Here is an 18,948-nt window from a genome sequence, read left to right on the forward strand (position 1 = left end):
CATCCACCCCTGCCTCAGCCGACCAGCGACGCTGGACCGCCGGCAGGACGCGGACGATGTGCGACAGCTATCGGCCGCCGGGCCGCGGGCTTGAGTCATCAGGCGGTGCGAAAGGCCGGAACCGGCCCTGCGCCGCTCAGGGCAGCACGCGTCCGCCGTCGACCGCGGCCGCCCAGTGCAGCCGCGCCTGCGGCAGCAGCCACTGCGCGCCGTAGCGGGCCAGGGTGGCCTTGTCCTGCGCCCGGGCGGCATCGCCGCCGTCGGCCGCGGCCAGCGCCATCGCCAGCCAGGCCCAGCCCAGCAGCGTCCAGCCGAGGGCCTGCAGCAGGTCGTCGGCGGCGCGCAACGGGGCCTGCGGATCGGCCTCGCGCGCGGCGCGCAGGGCCGGCAGCGCGGCGCGCGCATCGGCGCAGCAGGCGGCCACCGCGGCGGCGGCTTCGGCCAGCGCGGGCCGGGCGGCGGCCTGTGCGACCGTGGTCTCCAGCTCGACCAGCAGGGCCCGCAGGCCGGCGCCGTCATCGGCCAGGATCTTGCGTTGCACCAGATCGATGGCCTGGATCTCGTTGGTGCCCTCGTAGACGAGGGCGATGCGCAGATCGCGCAGCTGCTGCTCCAGCCCGTACTCGGCCACGTAGCCGTAGCCGCCCAGCACCTGCATGGCCAGGCTCACGCCCTGGAAGCCGTGGTGGGTGGCGAAGGCCTTGAGCACCGGTGTCAGCAGGGCGACGCGGGTGGCGGCCTGCGTGCGCTGCGCGGCGTCCTCGGCGCCATCGGCCTCGTCGAGCAGCTGCGCACAGCGGTAGCAGACCACGCGCAGGCCTTCGGTCAGCGCGCGCAGCGTCCACAGCATGCGGCGCACGGCCGGATGCTCGGCCAGGGCGGCGGGGCCGGCCGCGGCCGACGGCCCGCCCGCCCGCCCCTGCCGCCGCTCGGCCGCATAGGCCCAGGCGCGCTGGGTCGCGTGTTCCAGATGGGCCAGGCCCTGCATCGCCACCTGCAGCCGGGCGGCATTCATCATCACGAACATCGCCGCCAGGCCGCGGCCCGGCGCGCCGATCAGCCAGCCTTCGGCGGCCTCGTAGCGCACGGCGCAGGTCGGGCTGCCGTGCAGGCCCAGCTTGTGTTCGAGCGCGTCGACGTGCACGCCGTTGGGCCCGCCGTCCTCGCGCCGGGTGGGCACCAGCGCCAGCGACAGGCCGGCACTGCCGGCGGGCGCGCCGGGCAGGCGCAGCAGCACCAGATGCAGGGTCTGCGGCGTCAGATCGTGGTCGGCGCCGGAGATGAAGAGCTTGCTGCCGCTGACGCGCAGGCGCGGGGCGTGCTCGCCGGCGCCGGCCAGCGCATCGGCGGCCTGGGCCGCATCCAGCCACTCGCCCTTGCAGCGCACCTGGGACAGATCGCTGCCGGCCTGGGGCTCGGTCAGGGCCATCGCGGCCAGCGTGCGGCCGCTGACCAGATCGGGCAGGAAGCGCCGCTGCAGATCGGCCGCGCCATGGGCCGACAGCGTGGCCACCGCGCCGTGCAGCAGGCCGCCGAACATGGTCCAGGCATGGTTGGCGGCCAGCAGCGTCTCCAGCACGGCGAAGTCCAGCAGCTGCGGCAGGCCCTGGCCGCCCCATCGCGGATCGGCCGCCAGCGCCGGCCAGCCGCCCTCGACCCAGGCCGCATAGGCCGCGGCGTAGCCCTCGGGCGTGCGCACCCGGCCCTCGGCATCGATGCGGCAGCCCTGGCGGTCACCGACGGCATCGGTCGGTGCCAGCACCTCGACCGCAAAGCGCGCCCCCTCCTCGATCACGGCGGCGGCGGTGGCCGCATCCAGATCGGCATGGGCCGGGCGGCGGGTCCAGTCCTCGGGCGCGCGCAGCACCTCGTCGATGACGAAGCGCATCTCCTGCAGCGGGGCGGTGTAGTCGGGTGACATGAGGGGCAGGTCCGGCGTTCGGTCGGGGTCGGGCGGGGGGCTCGGGTGGTGGGGGTCAGGCAGCCGGGGCCGGGCCGGGCATGGCGGCACCGGCACCCTCCGCGCCATCGGCCGCCTTGGGCGCCCAGGGCCCCAGCCGCAGCAGGCGCATCGCGTTGTCCTTCAGGATGAGGGGCTGCACCTCGGGCCGGAAGCCGGCCTCGGAGAAGTCCTTCATCCAGCGCTCGGGCGTGATCAGCGGGTAGTCGCTGCCGAACAGCATGCGGTCCTTCAGCAGGCTGTTCGCGTACTGGACGAGTTGGGCCGGAAAGTACTTCGGGCTCCAGCCCGAGAGGTCGATCCAGATGTTGGGCTTGTGCATGGCCAGGCTCAGCGCCTCGTCCTGCCAGGGCCAGCTGGGGTGGGCGATGACGATCTCGATGTCGGGAAAGTCGATCGCCACGTCCTCCAGCAGCATCGGGTTGCTGTTCTGCAGCCGCAGGCCGCCGCCACAGCGCATGCCCGAGCCGATGCCCGAATGGCCGGAGTGGAAGATGGCAGGCAGCTTGTGCTCGGCGATCACCTCGTACAGCGGCCAGGCCATGCGGTCGTAGGGGTGGAAGTCCTGCACCGTGGGGTGGAACTTGAAGCCGCGCACGCCCTCTTCCTCGATCAGGCGGCGGGCCTCGCGGGCGCCCATCTTGCCCTTGTGCGGATCGATGCTGGCGAAGCACACCATCATGTCGGCGTTCTCGCGCGCGGCCTGGGCGATCTCCTCGTTCGGGATGCGGCGGCGGCCGAGCTTGGCCTCGGCATCGACGGTGAACATCACGAGACCCAGATGGCGCTCACGGTAGTAGGCCACCGTCTCGGCGATGGTCGGCCGGCGGCTGGAGCGGAAGTACTTGTCGGCCGCGCGGTCGTACTCCTCACCGTAGTTGTCGAAGGGGTTCCAGCAGGACACCTCGGCATGGGTGTGGATGTCGATGGCGACGAGCGAGTCGGTGTGCATGGCGGGTTCCGGCGGGTCTGCAGCGCCTGTGGGCGCGACTGATCGTGAATGTACATAAGTACCCATCCGCCGAATCCAGGGTTATCCACGATGACTTGCAGAACCATCTGGTTAATGCTGTTAACCAACAACCGCAGACACCCGCCATGAGCCCGATCGCCCCCCTGCCCGACTTCCAGCCCGCCACCGGCCTGCTGGCCAGCCTTGACCTGCTGCGCGTGGAGACCGCCGGCCCCGTGCTGCACCTGCGCCTGATGCGCCCGGCCAAGCGCAACGCGATCAGCGATCCGCTGCTGGCCCAGATCCACACCGTGCTGGTCAACCTGCCGGCCGACATCCGCGCCATGGTCATCAGCGGCGAGGGCGAGCACTTCTGCGCCGGCCTGGACCTGTCGGAGCTGGTCGAGCGCGATGTCGGCGGCGCCGTGCTGCACTCGCGGGCCTGGCATGCCACCTTCGATGCGCTGCAGTTCGGCCGCGTGCCGGTGGTCGCGGCGCTGCATGGCGCGGTGGTCGGTGGCGGGCTGGAGCTGGCCTCGGCCTGCCACATCCGCGTGGCCGAGGACAGCGCCTACTTCGGCCTGCCCGAAGGCCAGCGCGGCATCTTCGTCGGCGGCGGCGGCTCGGTGCGCATCCCGCGCCTGGTCGGCGTGGCCTGCATGACCGACCTGATGCTCACCGGCCGCGTGCTGGATGCCGACGAGGGCCGCGCCACCGGCCTGGTGCAGTACCGCGTGGCCGACGGCCAGGGCCTGGCCAAGGCGGTGGCGCTCGCCCAGCGCATCGCCACCAACGCGCCGATGAGCAACTACGCGGTGATGCACGCGCTGCCGCGCATCGCCGAGATGGCGCCGGGCGAAGGCCTGCTGACCGAGAGCCTGATGGCCGCCATCGCCGAGAGCACGCCCGACGCACAGGAACGCCTGCGCGCCTTCCTCGACAAGCGCGCGGGCAAGGTCGTCAAGGGCTGAGGCCGGCCGGCCGCCGCGCCGTCCACCCTCCGCCATCCGCCGCCGGCCACCCCCATCGACAGAACAGCCCCGGTCGCCACCGACCCAGGAGACATCCCCATGCCATCCACCGACCGCCCCGCCGCCCACACCGGCACGCCGATGCGCCCCGTGCGCCTGGGTGGCTGCCTGGACGCCACGCTGACCGAGCAGGCCGACGGCAGCCGGATCCTGCGCTCGACCGAGGCGCTGCAGCCCTGGCCGCTGCGCCTGACCGACCGCCTGGAGCACTGGGCCCGTGAAGCGCCCGAGCGCACCTTCGCCGCCCGCCGGGACGGCGGCGCCGGTGGCGGCGACTGGCAGCGCATCAGCTACGCCCGCATGCTGGATCTGGCCCGGCGCGTCGGCCAGTCGCTGGCCTGCCGGCCGTTGTCGGCGGACCGCCCGATCCTGATCCTGTCGGGCAACGACCTGGAGCAGCTGATCCTCATGCTGGGCGCCATGTGGGTGGGCGTGCCGGTGGCGCCGGTCTCGCCGGCCTACGCGCTGGTGGCCAGCGACCATGCACGGCTCAAGCACATCGCCGGTCTGGCCACGCCGGGCCTGGTGTTCGCGTCGGATGCCCGTTATGCGGCCGCGATCCAGGCCATCGCCGGCCCGGACGTCGAGGTGGTGCTGACCGAAGGGGCGATCGACGGCCGCGCCGTCACCCCGTTCGAGGCCCTGCTGGCCGCCACGCCCGGCGCCGAGGCCGAGGCCGCGCATGCCCGCGTCGGCCCCGACACCATCGCCAAGCTGCTGTTCACCTCGGGCTCGACCAAACTGCCCAAGGGCGTGGTCAACACCCAGCGCATGCTGTGCGCGAACCTGCAGATGATCACCCAGGCCTTCGCCTTCCTGCAGGACGAGCCGCCGGTGCTGGTCGACTGGCTGCCCTGGAACCACACCTTCGGCGGCAACCACAACATCGGCCTGGCGCTCTACAACGGCGGCACGCTCTACATCGACGACGGCAAGCCCACGGCCTCGGGCATGGCCGAGACGCTGCGCAACCTGCGCGAGATCTCGCCGACCATCTACTTCAACGTGCCCAAGGGCTTCGAGGAGATCGTCAGCGCGGCCGAGCAGGACCCGGCGCTGCGCGAGCGCCTGTTCGCCCGCGTCCAGGCCTTCATGTACTCGGGCGCCGTGCTGTCGCAGGCGGTGTGGGACCGGCTGGACGCCCTCGCCGTGCAGACCACCGGCAGCCGCATCGCGATGCTGACGGGCCTGGGCATGACCGAGACGGCGCCGTCCTGCCTGTTCGCGCTCAAGGACGTGGCCTCGGGCCACATCGGCCTGCCCTGCCCGGGCGTCGAGGTCAAGCTGGTGCCGTCCGACGACAAGACCGAGGTGCGCTTCCGCGGCCCCAACGTGATGCCCGGCTACTGGCGCGCGCCCGAGCAGACCGCCGAGGCCTTCGACGAGGAAGGCTACTACCGCACCGGCGACGCGGTGCGCTGGATCGCCCCGTCGGATCCGCGTCAGGGCCTGCTGTTCGACGGCCGCCTGGCCGAGGACTTCAAGCTGGCCACCGGCACCTTCGTCAGCGTCGGCCCGCTGCGCGCCCGCGTGCAGCTGGAGGGCGCGCCCTGCGTGCAGGACGCCGTCGTCACCGGCCTGAACCGCGACGAGGTGGGGCTGATGGTCTTCCCGCGGCTCGACGAATGCCGCCGCCTCGCCGGCCTGCCCGCCAGCACCCCGGCGCCCGAGGTGCTGCACCACGACACGGTGCGCGGCTTCTTCCAGACCCTGGCCGACCGGCTGTGGGCCGGCGGCACCGGCAGCGCCAACCGCGTGGCCCGGCTGCACGTGCTGGCCGAGCCGCCCTCGCTCGACCGCGGCGAGGTCACCGACAAGGGCTCGATCAACCAGCGCGCGGTGCTGCAGCACCGCGCCGCCCTGGTCGACGCGATGCACGACGGCAGCGATCCCTGGCTGATCGTGCCGCGGCGCGGCTGAGCCCGCCGCCCCTCATTTCCCCTCTTCCGGCGGCCCGCGCCGCAGCAGGATCCGCGATGCAGCTCGATTCCACCCCCGCCCTCGTCACCGGCGGCGGCTCCGGCCTCGGCGAGGCCACGGCCCGCGCGCTGGCCGCCGCCGGCGCCCGCGTCGCCGTGCTCGACATCAACGCCGAGGCCGCCCGGCGCGTGGCCGACGACATCGGCCCCGCCGCCCTGGCGCTGGCCTGCGACATCACCGACGAGGCGGCCGTGGCCACCGCGCTCGACCGCGCCGAGAGCGCCCACGGCACGGCCCGCCTGCTGTTCAACGTCGCCGGCATCGGCGGCGCCAAACGCGTGATCCAGCGCGACGGCAGCCCCGCCCCGCTGGCCGACTTCGACCGCACGCTGCGCGTCAATCTGAGCGGCAGCTACAACATCAGCCGCCTGTTCGCCGCCCGTTGCGCGAAGCTGGAACCCGCGGGCGAGCTGCAGGAACGCGGCCTGGTGCTGCTGACCGCCAGCGTGGCCGCCTTCGACGGCCAGATCGGCCAGGCCGCGTACGCCGCCTCCAAGGGCGGCATCGCCGCCATGACGCTACCGCTGGCCCGCGATCTGGCCCAGTGGGGCATCCGCGTGATGACCATCGCCCCGGGCCTGTTCGCCACCCCGCTGCTGCAGGAACTGCCGGCCGAGGTGCAGCAATCGCTGGCCGCCGCCATCCCCTTCCCCAAGCGCCTGGGCCGGCCCGAGGACTACGCCGCACTCGCCCTGCACATCGCGCAGAACCCGCAGCTCAACGGCGAGGTGATCCGCCTCGACGGCGCGCTGCGCATGGCCGCGCGCTGAAGCCCCCCAGCGCCGGCACCCCACGACACCCCCCGCGGCCCGCACCCGGCCGCCGCCCCCACGACGGCCACCGCAGGCCGCGACCACCGGAGACACGCGATGACGATCCTCGACCGACTCACCCGTCGCCAGCTGCTGGCCCACGGCGGCGCCCTGGCCCTCGGCGCCCCCGCCGGCCTGCTGGGTGCCGCCGGCAGCGCCCAGGCCCAGACCCTGCTGGACAACGTGAGGGTGCTGTGCGGCTTTCCGGCCGGCGGCACCACCGATGCCGTCTCGCGCCGCGTGGCCGACAAACTGCGGGGCAGCTACGGCCGCACCACGCTGGTCGAGAACAAGCCCGGCGCGGGCGGCCGCTTCGGCGTCGAGGAACTGCGCCGCGCCACGCCCGACGGCAGCACCCTGCTGCTGACCCCGGCCGCGATGATCACGCTGTATCCGCACATCTACCGTTCGCTGACCTACAAGCCGCAGGACGTGACCCCGGTGTGCACCGGCGCCCAGGTGCAGTTCGCCTTCGCCGTCGGCCCGCGCGTGCCCGAGAGCGTGCGCACCCTCAAGGACTACCTGGCCTGGGCCAAGGCCAACCCGGGCGATGCCAGCTACGCCACGCCGGGCGCCGGCTCACCGCCGCACTTCGTCGCCGCACTGCTGGAGAAGGAGAGCGGCATCAACCTGAACCACGTGCCCTACCGCGGCTCGGCCCCCGGCGTGCAGGACCTGCTGGGTGGCCAGATCGGCGCCATGAGCTCACCGGTGGGCGACTACCTGGTGCACCGCAAGAGCGGCCGCGTGCGCATCCTGGCCACCTCCGGCGCCCAACGCTCGCGCTACACGCCCGACGTGCCGACCTATGCCGAAGCCGGCTTCCCCGCCCTGACCATGAACGAGTGGTACGGCTTCTTCATGCCCGCCAAGGTGCCCGCCGACGTGGTGCAGCGCGCCGCCACCGCCATCAAGGCCGCCATCAGCGCGCCCGAGACCATCGAGGCCTTCGCCCAGTTCGGCATGGAAGCCATGGCCAACACCCCGGCCGAACTGGCCAAGGCCGTGCACGACGAACACATCGCCTGGGCCGCCGTCGTCAAGCGCGTGGGCTTCACGCCCGAGGACTGAACGCACAGGGGCGGCCCGATGGCCACGGCCCCGGGCCGCCGCTCCGACCCGCGGCATCCGACCGCCGCGGGCAGGCCCGCCCCCTACACTGCGCGGATGTCCGAGCCCCACCCCCTCGATGACGACGCCGACGGGCGGGAGACCAGCTCCACCGCCGGCATCGACCACGCCTGCCTGCAGCACCTGCTGGGCTACCAGATCGCGCGGGCCGACATCCCCACGCGCCGCGCCTTCGCCCACCGCATCGGCAAGCCACTGAACCTGACCGCCGTCGAGTTCAGCACCCTGGTGCTGCTGGCCCACAACACCGGCGCCACGCCCAAGCAGCTGGCCGACGCCCTGGCCATGCACGCCCCCGCCATCAGCGTGCTGCTGGACCGCCTGGCCCAGCGCGGCCTGCTGGAACGCGTGCGCAGCGAGACCGACCGTCGCCTGCAGCACGTGCTGCTGACCGCCGAAGGACGACAACTGGCCGACGAAGCGCGGGAGCGCTCTCTCACTGCCGAACGCACGCTGCTGCAGGGCCTGAGCGCAGCGGAGCGGGCGATTCTGGTGGAGTTGTTGCAGAAGGTGGCGGGGGCGCGGGGGGTTTGAGGGTGCTTCGGAATGCGGCATGCCGACACTCAAGGCCGTCTCAGATCCGAAATGCAACACCTCGCCATCCGGTAAGGCGAGGAGATGACGAAACGATTCCAGCAGATGCAGGCCGGTCAAGATTGGCCGCCTCCGCGAGGGACTGAACTGACCCCGGGACGGTTCACAGCGTGGGCAACCCGGCCACCTGCGACTTCAAGAGCGGCAAGATCATCCCGCAGCAGCCGGTGTCCGGCGAAGAAGTGCAGCGCCGACTGACCACCGACCGCACGGCGCTGCTGAACGGCTTGGTCAGCAACCGCACCAGGCGCAAGCTCAAGGCCCTCCTGGTCTTCGACCCCAATGAAGGCAAAGTGGTCTTCGAGTTCAAACCGCGCGCGGCCAAGGTGCCAGCCAAGAAGACCGCGGCGAAGAAGACCTCCGCCTGGGCCACCGCCCATGAACGGTGATGGCTGAGACTGGTGCCTCGACTCAAGAAGGGCAACTGGCGCGGCAGTCGCGCACGCACTGCCGAACCTTCTCTATGGCCTGTTTGGACAGCCCGATGTGGGTGGCCGCGCAGTTCAGCTCGCAGACACGCCGGCCGCTCGCCGGACAAGCTGTGGCGGCGCTGGCGGCGGTGCCTACGCTGGCGGGAGCAGCCTCGGTGGGCACGGCCGCGTTTGCCGCCGGGTTGGGGGCGGGACCAGCCTGGCGCAGCGGGATCGCCTGGGGCACGGGCGTGATCGCGGGCACGGCCAGGTCGACCGTGGGTGCACGTTCCAGTGTGAAGGCGGCCTTGCCGTCCATCAGAAACTGGCTGCATTCACCCTGGATGCGGCCACCTTGGGCCGATGCGGCCTGGCAGCTGCCGCCGCTGTGCAAAGCCAGCTCGAAGCGGCCGGTGTCCGGGTCCACATAGAACCTGACGGGTTTGGGCTGCACCAATTCGCGGTACAGGCTTTGCACGATTTCGCCGTTGAACAGCTTGCCGCGCTGGCCCTGGGGCGATTTGCGTTCTTCCCATTTACCCGGGGGCGTCTGCAGGTCGAAGCGCAGGCCGTGCACCGTCATCACCCAGCCGCCGGAGAGGTCGTCGCCCAGCAGCGTCACCGGCGCGGCCGGGGTGGTCACGCTGTTGCGGCAGGTGCCGGTGCTGAGGCCCTCGATGCGTTGGTTGTCCCAGCTGTTGATGGGCTGTGGGGCGTGGGCCTTGTAACGGCGGCCCATCTGCTCTCCATAGCAGCCGCAGTAAGCGGCGGTGTCGATGCCCTTGGGCACGGTGAGCGCCGATTGTTCGGTGCACTTCAGCGTGAACCACTGGCGCGTGTTGGCCTCGTCGGGGCAGGCCTCGTAGGCCTCTTTCATCGCAAGCTGGGGGTTGCGGCCCCGCGCCAAGGCCTGGTCCATGTGCTGGGCGTAACAGGCGCAATCGGTGCGGCGCGCCATGTCGGGGTGGCTGCGGCAGTCTTCGGCGGTCTTCAAGATGACCACGCCCTGGGCCCGGGCGGGCGCGGCCAGCCAGCCCGCGGCCAGGATGGTGAACAGCAGCGCGAGTGTGGCGGCCACCCGTCCCCAGCCTTCAGTAGTCGACCGCATAGGACCTCACCTTCAGTTCGCCTTGCACCTTCGCGACCGTGATGTGGGCCCGGGTGGTCTTGCGCAGAGCGCGGTCGAACAGCACCACATGTTCGGCATCACTTTCGAAGACCAGGAGCACGCGGGCATCGGTGGCGTCACGGCCCGTCCCGGGCCCGTTGCCGGGCAACAGCCGGGTATTACCGAGCTGGCCGCGCACGCGCCGCATCTGCAGCATGCGCCCGGTGCTGGCATGCGGCTGGTCCATCATGGCCATGGCGGCCGCTGTGTCGCCGCGGTCAATGGCGGCCAGAAAGCGGAAACCGAGTTCAGTGGCCTCGGTGGGGTTGATCTGCGCGATGGCTGGCAGCGCCAGGCTGGTGACGACCGCAGTCGTTGCCCAGTACACCATCCGCCTTCGACCTGTGCAAAACAGCCTGGACATCGTCGCTCCCTTCATGTCAAGCGCTGCGCCGGCACTGACCGTCTCATGGTTCAGAACATTCTGCACGGGATTTCCACCACTCGCGTATGTGCCCCTCTTCGCCGTCGGCGTCCGGCGCGGCCAGCCAGGTCTGGCCCATGTCCTCGACCAGCACACCACGGCGAGTGAGCATCTTCATCAGTCGGGCGATGGCTGTCTGCAGCAGCGCGTGCAGCTCGTCGTCTGTGGGCGCATCCACCTCGATGAAGGCCGGCGAGCCATAGGCGCCACACCAGACCACAGATGCAACACGGGCATTGCAGATGACAAGCCGCGAGTTGCCGTCCACCCAATGGCGGCTCCAGCTGCCTCCAGCATCCTCCTGGCGCCTCACACCTTCACCCCACCCCAAAACACCCCCTCAACGGCCTCACAACCCCCTCTTCCCACGCCGCCGCACGCGCCGCCAGCACCAGCTGCACCACCGGCGCCGGCCACGGCGCCCGCAGCACCACCAGCCCCAGGGCCTCGGCCTGCGCCGCCGCCGCGGCCTCGGGCACCAGGGCCAGCAGCGGGGCCTGGGCCACCAGGTTGAGCGCGGGCTGGTAGGCGCCACAGGTCACCTGCGCCGGTGGCAGGCTGAAGCCGCCCTGGGCCAGCCATTCGCGCAGGCCGCGGGTGGCCACGCCGTCGTCGGGGGGCAGCACCCAGGCGGCGTCGGACAGGGCCTGCTGCCAGGCGCGGCGGCCGCGTGGCGGGGTGGCGGGCTGCGCCAGCGGGTGGTGGCGGCCGGCCACCAGCACCAGGCGTTCCTCGCCGACGGGCATGCTGCACAAGGCCGGGTCCAGGCGGCCGTCGGCGGGCAGGCGGCCGATCAGGGCGTCCAGTTCGCCGTCCAGCAGTTGTTGCCACAAGGGGCCCACGCCGGCCTCGGACAGCAGCAGGCGCATGTGGGGCGTTTGGGACATCAGCCGCTCGAGTGCCTGCGGCAGCACGCGCAGGGAGGCGATGGGCGTGCAGCCCAGGCGCAGCACGGGCCGCTCGTGGGCCTGGGCGGCGGCGCGGGCCTGGTGCAGTTCCTGGCGGGCGGCGCGCAGGCGTTGCAGGGCGGCGGTGCCGGCGGGGGTCAGGGTCACGCCGCGGCGGCCGCGCAGCACCAGGGCGCAGCCCATGGCCCGTTCGAGGGCGGCCAGCATCTGGGTCACGGCGGGCTGGGTCACGTGCAGGCTCTCGGCCACGCGGCGCAGGCTGCCCAGTTCCGCCACGCGGTCCAGCAGGCCCAGGTCGCGCAGCCGTAGCTGCTCCAGCGGATCGGTCATCCGGGGCTCCGTTCAGATGGGATGTTGTGCACGCGGCACGGACGCTGGCCAGCATAAAGGCCAGGCTGTCAGGCGCGAAGCATTCCTGTATTCAGCTTCAGGCTGACACCGCCTAGAGTGGGCGCCGTGGCCGCAGAGCCATGGTGCAGCGCCCCGATGCCCGGGGCCCGACGCCCTTCAGGAGACATGTCCATGCCCGACCGCCGTCGATGGCTGCAGCAGGCCGGCGCCCTGGCCTGCCCGGTGCCGCTGCTGGCCTCACCCAAGGCGCACGCGCTCGATGCGCCGGCCACCGCGCGCCTGCTGATCGGTGCGCCAGCCGGTGGCGCCGGCGATGCGCTGCTGCGCCGCATCGCCGACAAGCTGCGCGGCGGCTATGCGCCCGCGGTCATCGTCGAGAACAAGGCCGGCGCCGCCGGCCAGATCGCCTTGATGGCCGCGCGCGATGCGGCACCGGACGGCGCCACGCTGCTGATGTCGCCGTCCACCTTCTTCTCGGTCTATCCGCATGCCTACGCCCGCCTGCCCTATGACCCGCAGGCGGACTTCATGCCGGTCTCGCTGCTGGCGCACACGAACTTCGCGCTGGTGGTCGGCCCCAAGGTGCCGGAGTCGGTGCGCACGCTGGCCGACTTCATGGCCTGGAGCCGCGCCCATCCGGACGAGGCCACCTTCGGCTCGCCGGCCACCGGCTCGGTGCCGCATCTGGTGGTGGCCTGTGCGGCCCACCAGTTCAAGGCGCCGCTGCGCCATGTGCCCTACCGCGGCTCGGTGCCGGGGCTGCAGGATCTGCGCGGCGGCCAGATCGCGGCCATGTCCTCGCCAATCGGGGCCGTGCTCAGCCATCTGGTGCCCGGTGGGGCGCGGGCGCTGGCGGTCACCGGGGCGGCGCGCTCGCCCTTGCTGCCGCAGGTGCCGACCTGGCGTGAGCAGGGGCTGCCGCTGGTCGGCCGCGAATGGTTCGGCATGTTCCTGCCCGCGCGGGTGCCGCAGGCCGTGGCCACGCGCACCGCGGCCTACCTCAAGCTGGCGCTGCAGCAGAGCGATCTGATCGACGGCGGCGCCCGCCTCGGCCTGGAGGTGGCCGCCTCCACCCCGCAGGAGCTGCAGGCCATGATCGCCGCCGACAGCGCCGAGTGGCGGGTCTGGATCCGCCGCATCGGCTTCTCCGCGGAAGCCACCTGAGCCACCTGAGCGGCCTGAGCGTCCTGCCCAGCCCTCCCTCTGCATCCCCCCTGCATCGCGCTGACATCGACCATGCCCGCTGATTTCGACGTCCCCCCGGGCGAAGACGCCGACGCCGCCCACCGCACCTGGACGCAGCTGCGCGCCCGCTGCCCGGTGGCCCACACCGATGCGCTGGGCGGCTTCTGGGCGCTGACGCGCCATGCAGATGTCGCCCGCGTGGCCGCTGACCACACGCGTTACACCACCACGGTGCAGAACGTGGTGCCGAAGGTGGCCTTCACCGGCCGGCGCCCGCCGCTGCACCTCGATCCGCCGGACCAGACGCCCTACCGCGCCGCGCTCAACCCGCTGCTGTCGGCCGAGCGCGTCGCGCGCCTGGCGCCGGCCGTGCGCGCCATCGTGGCCGAGGCCTGGGCGCCCTTGATCGCACGCGGCGGCGGTGACCTCTGCGGCGAGTTCTCGGCCCGCTTTCCGGTGCGCGTGTTCGGCCACTGGATGAACCTGGATGGCGCGCTGGAGGCGCAGCTGATGCAGTCCGGCCCGGCCTTCATCCAGGCCGTGCAGGCCTTCGACACGGACGCGATGCGCGGCACCAGCCTGGTGCTCTACGACATGGCCCGCACGCTGGTGGCCGCGCGCCGGGCCGATCCGCGGCCGGCCGACGAGGACCCGGTCAGCGCGCTGCTGGCGACAAGGGTCGACGGCCAGCCGCTGCCCGACGAGATGGTGGTGGGCACGGTGCGGCAGGTGCTGGTGGTGGGCATCGTCGCGCCGATGGTGATGGTCGGCAGCATCGGCCGCCATCTGGCGCAGCACCCTGAACTGCACGACCAGTTGAGGGCCCAGCCCGCGCTGCGGCCGGCCGCGGTCGAGGAGTTCCTGCGGCTGTACACGCCGTACCGCGGCTTCGCCCGCACGCCGCGCAGCGATGTCGAGCTGGGCGGCCGGCCGATCCGTGCCGGCGAGCCGCTGGCGCTGACCTATGCCAGCGCCAACCGCGACGAGGCGGTGTTCGACGACCCGCACACCTTCCGCCTGGACCGGCCCAACATCGGCGAGCACCTGGCCTTCGGCCGCGGCGCGCACTACTGCGCCGGCGCCCATCTGGCGCGGCTGGAGCTGGCGGTGGCGCTGGACGCGCTGGTCGACGGCTGCGCGCGCATCACGCTGGACGGTGAGGCACGCTGGTGCCCGTATCCCGAGATCGGGCCTTATGCGCTGCCGGTGCGGCTGCAGGCCGATGCGGCCCGGGGGACGGTGGCGACGGCAGGCACAGTGACGCCCGCCGCCTGAGCGCGCGGACGCGCCGGCCCGTTCACTGGCCGCGGTCGACCACCACGAAGTGCTTGCGCACCGCCTCGACCACCTCGAAGGCGCCTTCGAAGCCGCCCGGGATCACGCCGCCCTCGCCGGGCCCGAACTCTGTCCACGCGCCCTGCGTGTCGTGCAGGCGCACGCGGCCTTCGAGCAGGTGGAAGTACTCGTCCTTGCCGGGCGGGAAGGCGATGCGCCAGCGGCCCACCTCGCAGGCCCAGATGCCGGCCGACAGATCGCCCTGCGGCGCCTCGTACAGCGACCAGGTACGGCGCAGCGGGTCGCCCTGCTCCAGGCGGTCGGGGCGCGGGCGGTCGAGCGCCGGCTCGCTGGCCGGTGGGTCGAAGCGGACGATGGCGGGGTGGCGCAGGTCGGTCATGGCGGCAGATGGGTCAGCGATGGGCGGGGGGATCCGTGCAGGCGCCTCAGCCGGCCACGTCGCCTGCGTCCTCCGGCTGCTGCCAGACCATCACCTTGAGCGCACGCTCTTCGTCGATGTCGGCATAGACCGGCGGGTTGGGCAGGCGGCCCAGCGGGCGCAGCTGCGGCGCGGCGGCGGCCACCTGCTCGGCCAGCCAGGTGCTGCCATAGCGCGGGGCGTTCAGGCACAGCAGCGCGTGGCCGCCGGGCGCCAGCAGCTCGGGCAGGCGGCGCAGCAGGCGCGGCCAGTCCTTCTCGGCGACGAAGCTGCCCTTCTGGTAGGCCGGCGGGTCCATGATCACCAGGTCCCAGGGGCCGCCGCGGGTCAGCTTGCCCCAGGTGTTCCACAGGTCGTGCGGCAGGAAGGACGCGCGGCCCTGCAGGTCGTTGAGCTCGTGGTTGCGCTGGCCGCTGGCCAGGGCGCCGCGCGCCATGTCGACGTTCCAGACGGTGGAGGCGCCGCCGGCCAGCGCCGCGACCGAGAACGCGCCGCTGTAGGCGAACAGGTTGAGCACGCGGCCACCGGGCTGTGCCTGCGCCCAGCGCCGCACCCAGCGGTGGCCCTCGACCATGTCGAGGAACAGGCCGTGGTTCAGGCCGCGGTCCAGGTGCACGCGGAAGCGCAGGCCGTCGATGGCCACCACATGGTCGGCCGGCACGGCGCCGGCCTGCAGGCGGTTGTCGGCACGGGCCTCGTCGCGCACCTGCAGCAGCCAGTTCAGGGGCTGATCGGGCGGCGCCAGGCGGGCCCAGGTCTGCGCCAGCGCCGCGCCGATGGCCTGCACCTCGGCCGGCGCAGGCTCGCCGTGCGCGGTCAGCAGCCAGACCGGCGCATACCAGTCCAGCGACAGGTGCTCGCAGCCGGGGTGCCGCCCGCCACGGCCGTGGAAGATGCGCTGGGCGTCCTGCGGGAGGTGGGTCAGCGCCTGCAGGGCGTCGATCACGGGCTGGGCGGGGGTGGCCGAGGCTGGGGCGACAGCCGCCGCCTCCGCAACCGGCACCGCGCACGGCGCGGCCGATGCGGTGCCGGCCTCGTCCCTCAACCAGCGCTCGACGATGGCCGCGCTGGCCTGCGCCGCGACGACATCGATGAAGCGGGTGAAATCGACGTGCGCGCTGTCGTCGGCGCGGTCGGAGATGGTGCGCAGCACGGCGAAGGGCAGGCCCAGGTCATGGCAGACCTGGGCGATGGCCGCGCCCTCCATTTCGACGGCCAGGGCCTCGGGCAGCGCCTGCTGCAGCGCCTGGCTCTCGGCGGCCGAGGAGACGAAGCGGTCGCCGCTGACGATCAGGCCCTGGTGCAGTCGCGGCGCCTGCACGCCAAGCGCCGCGACCTCGGCCGCATCGACGCCTGCCCCGTAGTGCGAGGGGCTGGCCAGCACGGCCTCGACGGCGCGCGCCAGACGGTCGGACAGCGCGGCATCGGCGTCGAAGCGACTGCGGCCGGTCAGCGGCACCTCGAAGCGCGGGAACAGCGGCGAAGCGTCCATGTCGTGCTGCAGCAGCGTGCGGCCCAGCACCACGTCGCCCACGCGGGCCTGCGGCGCCAGGCCACCGGCCACGCCGGTGAACACCAGTGCGCGCACGCCGTGGCGCTCGGCCAGCAGCGTGGTGGTCAGCGCGGCGGCCACCTTGCCGATGCCGCACAGCACGGCCACCACCGGCTGGCCGTGCAGCGTACCGCAGTGGAACTCGCGCCCGGCGTGGTGCTGCGTGTGCCAGCAGGTGCCGGGCAGGGTCAGCACGGCGTGCAGCTCCTGGCGCATGGCCGCGACGATGGCCAGCGGCGCAGGGCCGGCCGCGGAAGAGGCTGAAACGGCAGGATCGGACGTCATGGGCGAGCGGGACGGAAAGAGGTGGCGGGAGAGCGCGCCGGCAAGGCACAAAGCACGAGGGGCCGCCACGGCGGCCCCTCGCGGGTGCGCTGACGGGCGACCTCGGCGGTCACCCGTACACGCGGACTCAGGCGCCGGCGGCGTCCTTGAGCTTCTTCATGGCGCGGACCTTGACCTTGGTCGAGGCCGGCTTGGCCGGGAAGGTGCGCTCCTGCTTGGTGAAGCGGTCGATGCCCTTGTAGGCCTTGCGGGCCGGCACGTTCTGCACCACGACCTTGAACAGGCCCGGCATCGTGAACTCGCCCAGGCCCTTCTTGCCGATCGAGGCGGAGATGGTCTGCTCCAGCGCGGCCAGCACGGTCTTGGCGACCTTGGTGTCGACGCCCGAGGCGGCGGCCAGGTGGGCGACCAGCGCGGTCTTGCCCATGGCTTCCTTGATCGGCTTCATGGCGGCGCCAGCGGCCGGAGCGGCGGCGGCCTTCTTGGCGGCGACCGGCTTGGCCACGGCAGCCTTCTTGGCGGCGGCCTTCTTGGCCGGCGCGGCAACAGCCTTGGGCGCGACAGCCTTGGGTGCAGCGGCCTTCGGCGCCGCGGCAGCCTTCTTGACCGGGGCGGCCGCCTTCGGAGCGGCGGCGGCCTTCTTGGCCGGAGCAGCGGCCTTCGGCGCAGCGGCGACGGCCTTGGTCACCGGAGCGGCGGCAGCCTTCTTCGCAGCGGCCTTCTTGGCGGGAGCGGCGGTCTTGGCGGCCGGAGCGGCCTTCTTGGCAGTTGCCATGTCGATGTTCTTCGCGATGTTGGTTTGGAACGTGGAACGGTGTGAAAGCGCCGCTCCGGGGCCGGATTGTAGGTTTGTGCGCGTGGTGGTCCGCGCATGACGCACGCGTGAACAGGTGTCCGGCCTGCGCAGGCATGCACAGACAAGATACATAACGTTTTTCATGAGGACTCAAATGACGCGTCCTGAGACCGCTTGCGGACATGCGTGCCCGGCCGGTCCGGCGCCTGTGCGGACCGCCGCGCCGCTCACGGCACCGGCCCCGCATCAGGGCTGACCCTCAGCGGGCCGGTCCCGATGCGGCCGCGCTCATTCAGTATCCAGAATGACACGGCCATCCCGTTGCCCGAGGCACCGGGCGCACGTCCGCACGCCGATCCCGTCCATCGACCCGGGTGTCGATCCATCCAGCCCCGCCACCGCCATGCGCCCACCTCTGCGAGCCTCCACCGCGTCCGCCTCCCGTTCGTCCGCCATGCCGCGGGGCGGCCTTCGGGCCGCTCTTGCGGCGGCCGTGCTGGCGCCCCTGCTGTCGCCGCCGGTCCAGGCCCAGGAGGTGGTGCTGAAGTTCCACCACATGTGGCCGACCGTGGCCATGGGCCACAACCGCGTGGTCGTGCCCTGGTGCGACACCCTCGCCGCCGAGTCCAAGGGCCGCATGAAGTGCCAGATCCTGCCGGCGATGTCGGGCGGCGGCACGCCGGCGCAGCTGGTCGACCGCGTCAAGGACGGCGTCGACGACGTGACGATCACGCTGCCCGGCTACACCGCCGGCCGCTTCCCGGTGATGGAGGCCTTCGAGCTGCCCTTCATGACCAACAAGGCCGAGCCGGCCTCGGCCGCCGCCTGGGACTACCACCTGAAGTACGCGACCAAGGAGTTCCAGGGCACGAAGATGATCGCCACCTGGGTGCATGACGAAGGCTTCGTCAGCACCTCGGGCAAGCCGGTGGCCACGCTCGCCGACTTCAAGCGGCTGAAGATCCGCGGTGCCAGCCGGCAGTCGACCAGGCTGCTGGCCGCGCTCGGCGCGACGCCGGTGGGCATGCCCATCACCGGCGTGTCCGACGCGATGAGCAAGGGCACGCTCGACGGCTACATGACGGCCTGGGAGATCATCCCCAGCTTCAAGCTGCACGAGGTCAGCAAGTACCACACCGAGATCGAGGAGAGCCGGCCGTCGATGTTCACCGCCGGCTTCGTCTTCCTGATGAACCAGGCCCGCTACGACGCGCTGCCGGCCGACCTGAAGGCCATCGTCGACCGCCACAGCGGCGCCACGCTGTCGCGTCAGATCGGCCGTTACTGGGACGAGGCCACGGCCGTCGGGCGCAAGGCCGCGGCCGACCGCGGCAACGTCTTCGTCAAGGTCTCGGCCGCCGAGACCGACCAGTGGATGAAGGTCGCCGCACCGCTGGCCGACGACTGGGTGGCCGACATGGACAAGCGCGGCCTGCCCGGCAAGCAGATGCTGCAGGACGCGCGCGAGCTGATCCGCAAGCATTCGGCCACCACACGCTGAGCGGCGCGCCGGACAGGCGCCGGTGGTGGGGCGCCGTGGGCTCACCGTGGGCCCCACAGGGCCTCAGCCCCAGCAGGCCTCAGAACGTGTGAACGAAATGCGCCCCTGAACCGTTGAGCATTGCATGGACGCTACGACGGTTGGAGACGAGGGTGAGCAGACCCAACAAGGTCTGTTCGGTGAAGGGGAGTTGC

The 18,948-nt window shown here is 72.3% G+C and carries 18 protein-coding genes and 1 pseudogene; 9 read left to right on the forward strand and 10 right to left on the reverse strand.

What is annotated here, in order from left to right:
* Positions 1–136 precede the first annotated feature (136 nt).
* Complete coding sequence (locus tag AACH11_RS20435; RefSeq protein WP_341376120.1) at positions 137–1,921, reverse strand: acyl-CoA dehydrogenase family protein; 1,785 nt, start codon at positions 1,919–1,921, stop codon at positions 137–139.
* A gap of 55 nt (positions 1,922–1,976) precedes the next feature.
* Entirely contained in the window at positions 1,977–2,912 is a 936-nt protein-coding gene (locus tag AACH11_RS20440) for an amidohydrolase family protein (RefSeq protein WP_341376121.1), read from the reverse strand.
* A 146-nt stretch (positions 2,913–3,058) separates the two neighbouring features.
* Between AACH11_RS20440 and AACH11_RS20445 the strand changes: the two genes are divergently transcribed.
* The 6 genes from AACH11_RS20445 (at position 3,059) to AACH11_RS20470 (ending at position 8,849) form a co-directional block, all read left to right on the forward strand.
* Complete coding sequence (locus AACH11_RS20445; RefSeq protein ID WP_341376122.1) at positions 3,059–3,883, forward strand: crotonase/enoyl-CoA hydratase family protein; 825 nt, start codon at positions 3,059–3,061, stop codon at positions 3,881–3,883.
* A gap of 99 nt (positions 3,884–3,982) precedes the next feature.
* Positions 3,983–5,863, forward strand: a complete 1,881-nt coding sequence (locus AACH11_RS20450) for a feruloyl-CoA synthase (protein WP_341376123.1) — start codon at positions 3,983–3,985, stop codon at positions 5,861–5,863.
* A gap of 56 nt (positions 5,864–5,919) precedes the next feature.
* Positions 5,920–6,693 carry an SDR family NAD(P)-dependent oxidoreductase gene (locus AACH11_RS20455; protein WP_341376124.1) on the forward strand — a complete coding sequence of 258 codons (774 nt, stop codon included), beginning with the start codon at positions 5,920–5,922 and terminating at the stop codon, positions 6,691–6,693.
* Between the two features lie 99 nt (positions 6,694–6,792).
* Positions 6,793–7,806: a Bug family tripartite tricarboxylate transporter substrate binding protein gene (locus AACH11_RS20460; protein WP_341376125.1), complete on the forward strand. Its 1,014-nt coding sequence runs from the start codon at positions 6,793–6,795 to the stop codon at positions 7,804–7,806.
* Between the two features lie 96 nt (positions 7,807–7,902).
* Positions 7,903–8,400, forward strand: coding sequence for a MarR family winged helix-turn-helix transcriptional regulator (locus AACH11_RS20465; protein WP_341376126.1), 498 nt, complete (start codon positions 7,903–7,905; stop codon positions 8,398–8,400).
* 170 nt (positions 8,401–8,570) lie between these two features.
* Positions 8,571–8,849 carry a topoisomerase C-terminal repeat-containing protein gene (locus AACH11_RS20470; RefSeq protein WP_341376127.1) on the forward strand — a complete coding sequence of 93 codons (279 nt, stop codon included), beginning with the start codon at positions 8,571–8,573 and terminating at the stop codon, positions 8,847–8,849.
* Between the two features lie 22 nt (positions 8,850–8,871).
* On the opposite strand, the gene AACH11_RS20475 is transcribed toward AACH11_RS20470, so the two are convergent.
* From AACH11_RS20475 to AACH11_RS20490, 4 genes are read right to left on the reverse strand one after another with little or no spacing between them, the layout of a single operon-like run.
* Positions 8,872–9,948: a hypothetical protein gene (locus AACH11_RS20475; RefSeq protein ID WP_341376128.1), complete on the reverse strand. Its 1,077-nt coding sequence runs from the start codon at positions 9,946–9,948 to the stop codon at positions 8,872–8,874.
* A gap of 13 nt (positions 9,949–9,961) precedes the next feature.
* Positions 9,962–10,468, reverse strand: coding sequence for a hypothetical protein (locus tag AACH11_RS20480; RefSeq protein ID WP_341376129.1), 507 nt, complete (start codon positions 10,466–10,468; stop codon positions 9,962–9,964).
* Entirely contained in the window at positions 10,446–10,730 is a 285-nt protein-coding gene (locus AACH11_RS20485) for a hypothetical protein (RefSeq protein ID WP_341376130.1), read from the reverse strand. The genes AACH11_RS20480 and AACH11_RS20485 overlap by 23 nt, the downstream gene beginning before the upstream one ends.
* 49 nt (positions 10,731–10,779) lie before the next feature.
* Positions 10,780–11,700, reverse strand: a complete 921-nt coding sequence (locus tag AACH11_RS20490; RefSeq protein ID WP_341376131.1) for a LysR family transcriptional regulator — start codon at positions 11,698–11,700, stop codon at positions 10,780–10,782.
* A gap of 192 nt (positions 11,701–11,892) precedes the next feature.
* On the opposite strand from AACH11_RS20490, the gene AACH11_RS20495 reads away from it, so the two are divergent.
* Together AACH11_RS20495 and AACH11_RS20500 are read left to right on the forward strand one after the other, a co-directional pair.
* On the forward strand, positions 11,893–12,885 hold the full coding sequence (locus AACH11_RS20495; protein WP_341376132.1) for a tripartite tricarboxylate transporter substrate-binding protein: 993 nt from the start codon (positions 11,893–11,895) through the stop codon (positions 12,883–12,885).
* 72 nt (positions 12,886–12,957) lie between these two features.
* A complete protein-coding gene (locus tag AACH11_RS20500) occupies positions 12,958–14,181 on the forward strand; it encodes a cytochrome P450 (RefSeq protein WP_341376133.1) in 1,224 nt (407 codons plus the stop codon).
* A gap of 22 nt (positions 14,182–14,203) precedes the next feature.
* On the opposite strand, the gene AACH11_RS20505 is transcribed toward AACH11_RS20500, so the two are convergent.
* The 4 genes and pseudogenes from AACH11_RS20505 to AACH11_RS20520 all read right to left on the reverse strand — a co-directional run bounded on the left by AACH11_RS20505 (position 14,204) and on the right by AACH11_RS20520 (position 16,962).
* On the reverse strand, positions 14,204–14,581 hold the full coding sequence (locus AACH11_RS20505; protein ID WP_341376134.1) for a cupin domain-containing protein: 378 nt from the start codon (positions 14,579–14,581) through the stop codon (positions 14,204–14,206).
* Between the two features lie 46 nt (positions 14,582–14,627).
* On the reverse strand, positions 14,628–15,566 hold the full coding sequence (locus AACH11_RS20510) for a class I SAM-dependent methyltransferase (protein ID WP_423228782.1): 939 nt from the start codon (positions 15,564–15,566) through the stop codon (positions 14,628–14,630).
* Positions 15,567–15,662: 96 nt separating this feature from the next.
* Positions 15,663–16,457: pseudogene (locus tag AACH11_RS20515) on the reverse strand (5'-methylthioadenosine/adenosylhomocysteine nucleosidase); the annotation flags it as partial.
* Positions 16,458–16,584: 127 nt separating this feature from the next.
* A complete protein-coding gene (locus AACH11_RS20520; RefSeq protein ID WP_423228783.1) occupies positions 16,585–16,962 on the reverse strand; it encodes an HU family DNA-binding protein in 378 nt (125 codons plus the stop codon).
* A 784-nt stretch (positions 16,963–17,746) separates the two neighbouring features.
* On the opposite strand from AACH11_RS20520, the gene AACH11_RS20525 reads away from it, so the two are divergent.
* Positions 17,747–18,754: a TRAP transporter substrate-binding protein gene (locus AACH11_RS20525; protein WP_341376135.1), complete on the forward strand. Its 1,008-nt coding sequence runs from the start codon at positions 17,747–17,749 to the stop codon at positions 18,752–18,754.
* Positions 18,755–18,948 lie beyond the last annotated feature (194 nt).

Source organism: Pseudaquabacterium rugosum (assembly GCF_038066575.1).
GTDB classification, from domain to species: Bacteria; Pseudomonadota; Gammaproteobacteria; order Burkholderiales; family Burkholderiaceae_C; genus Pseudaquabacterium; species Pseudaquabacterium rugosum.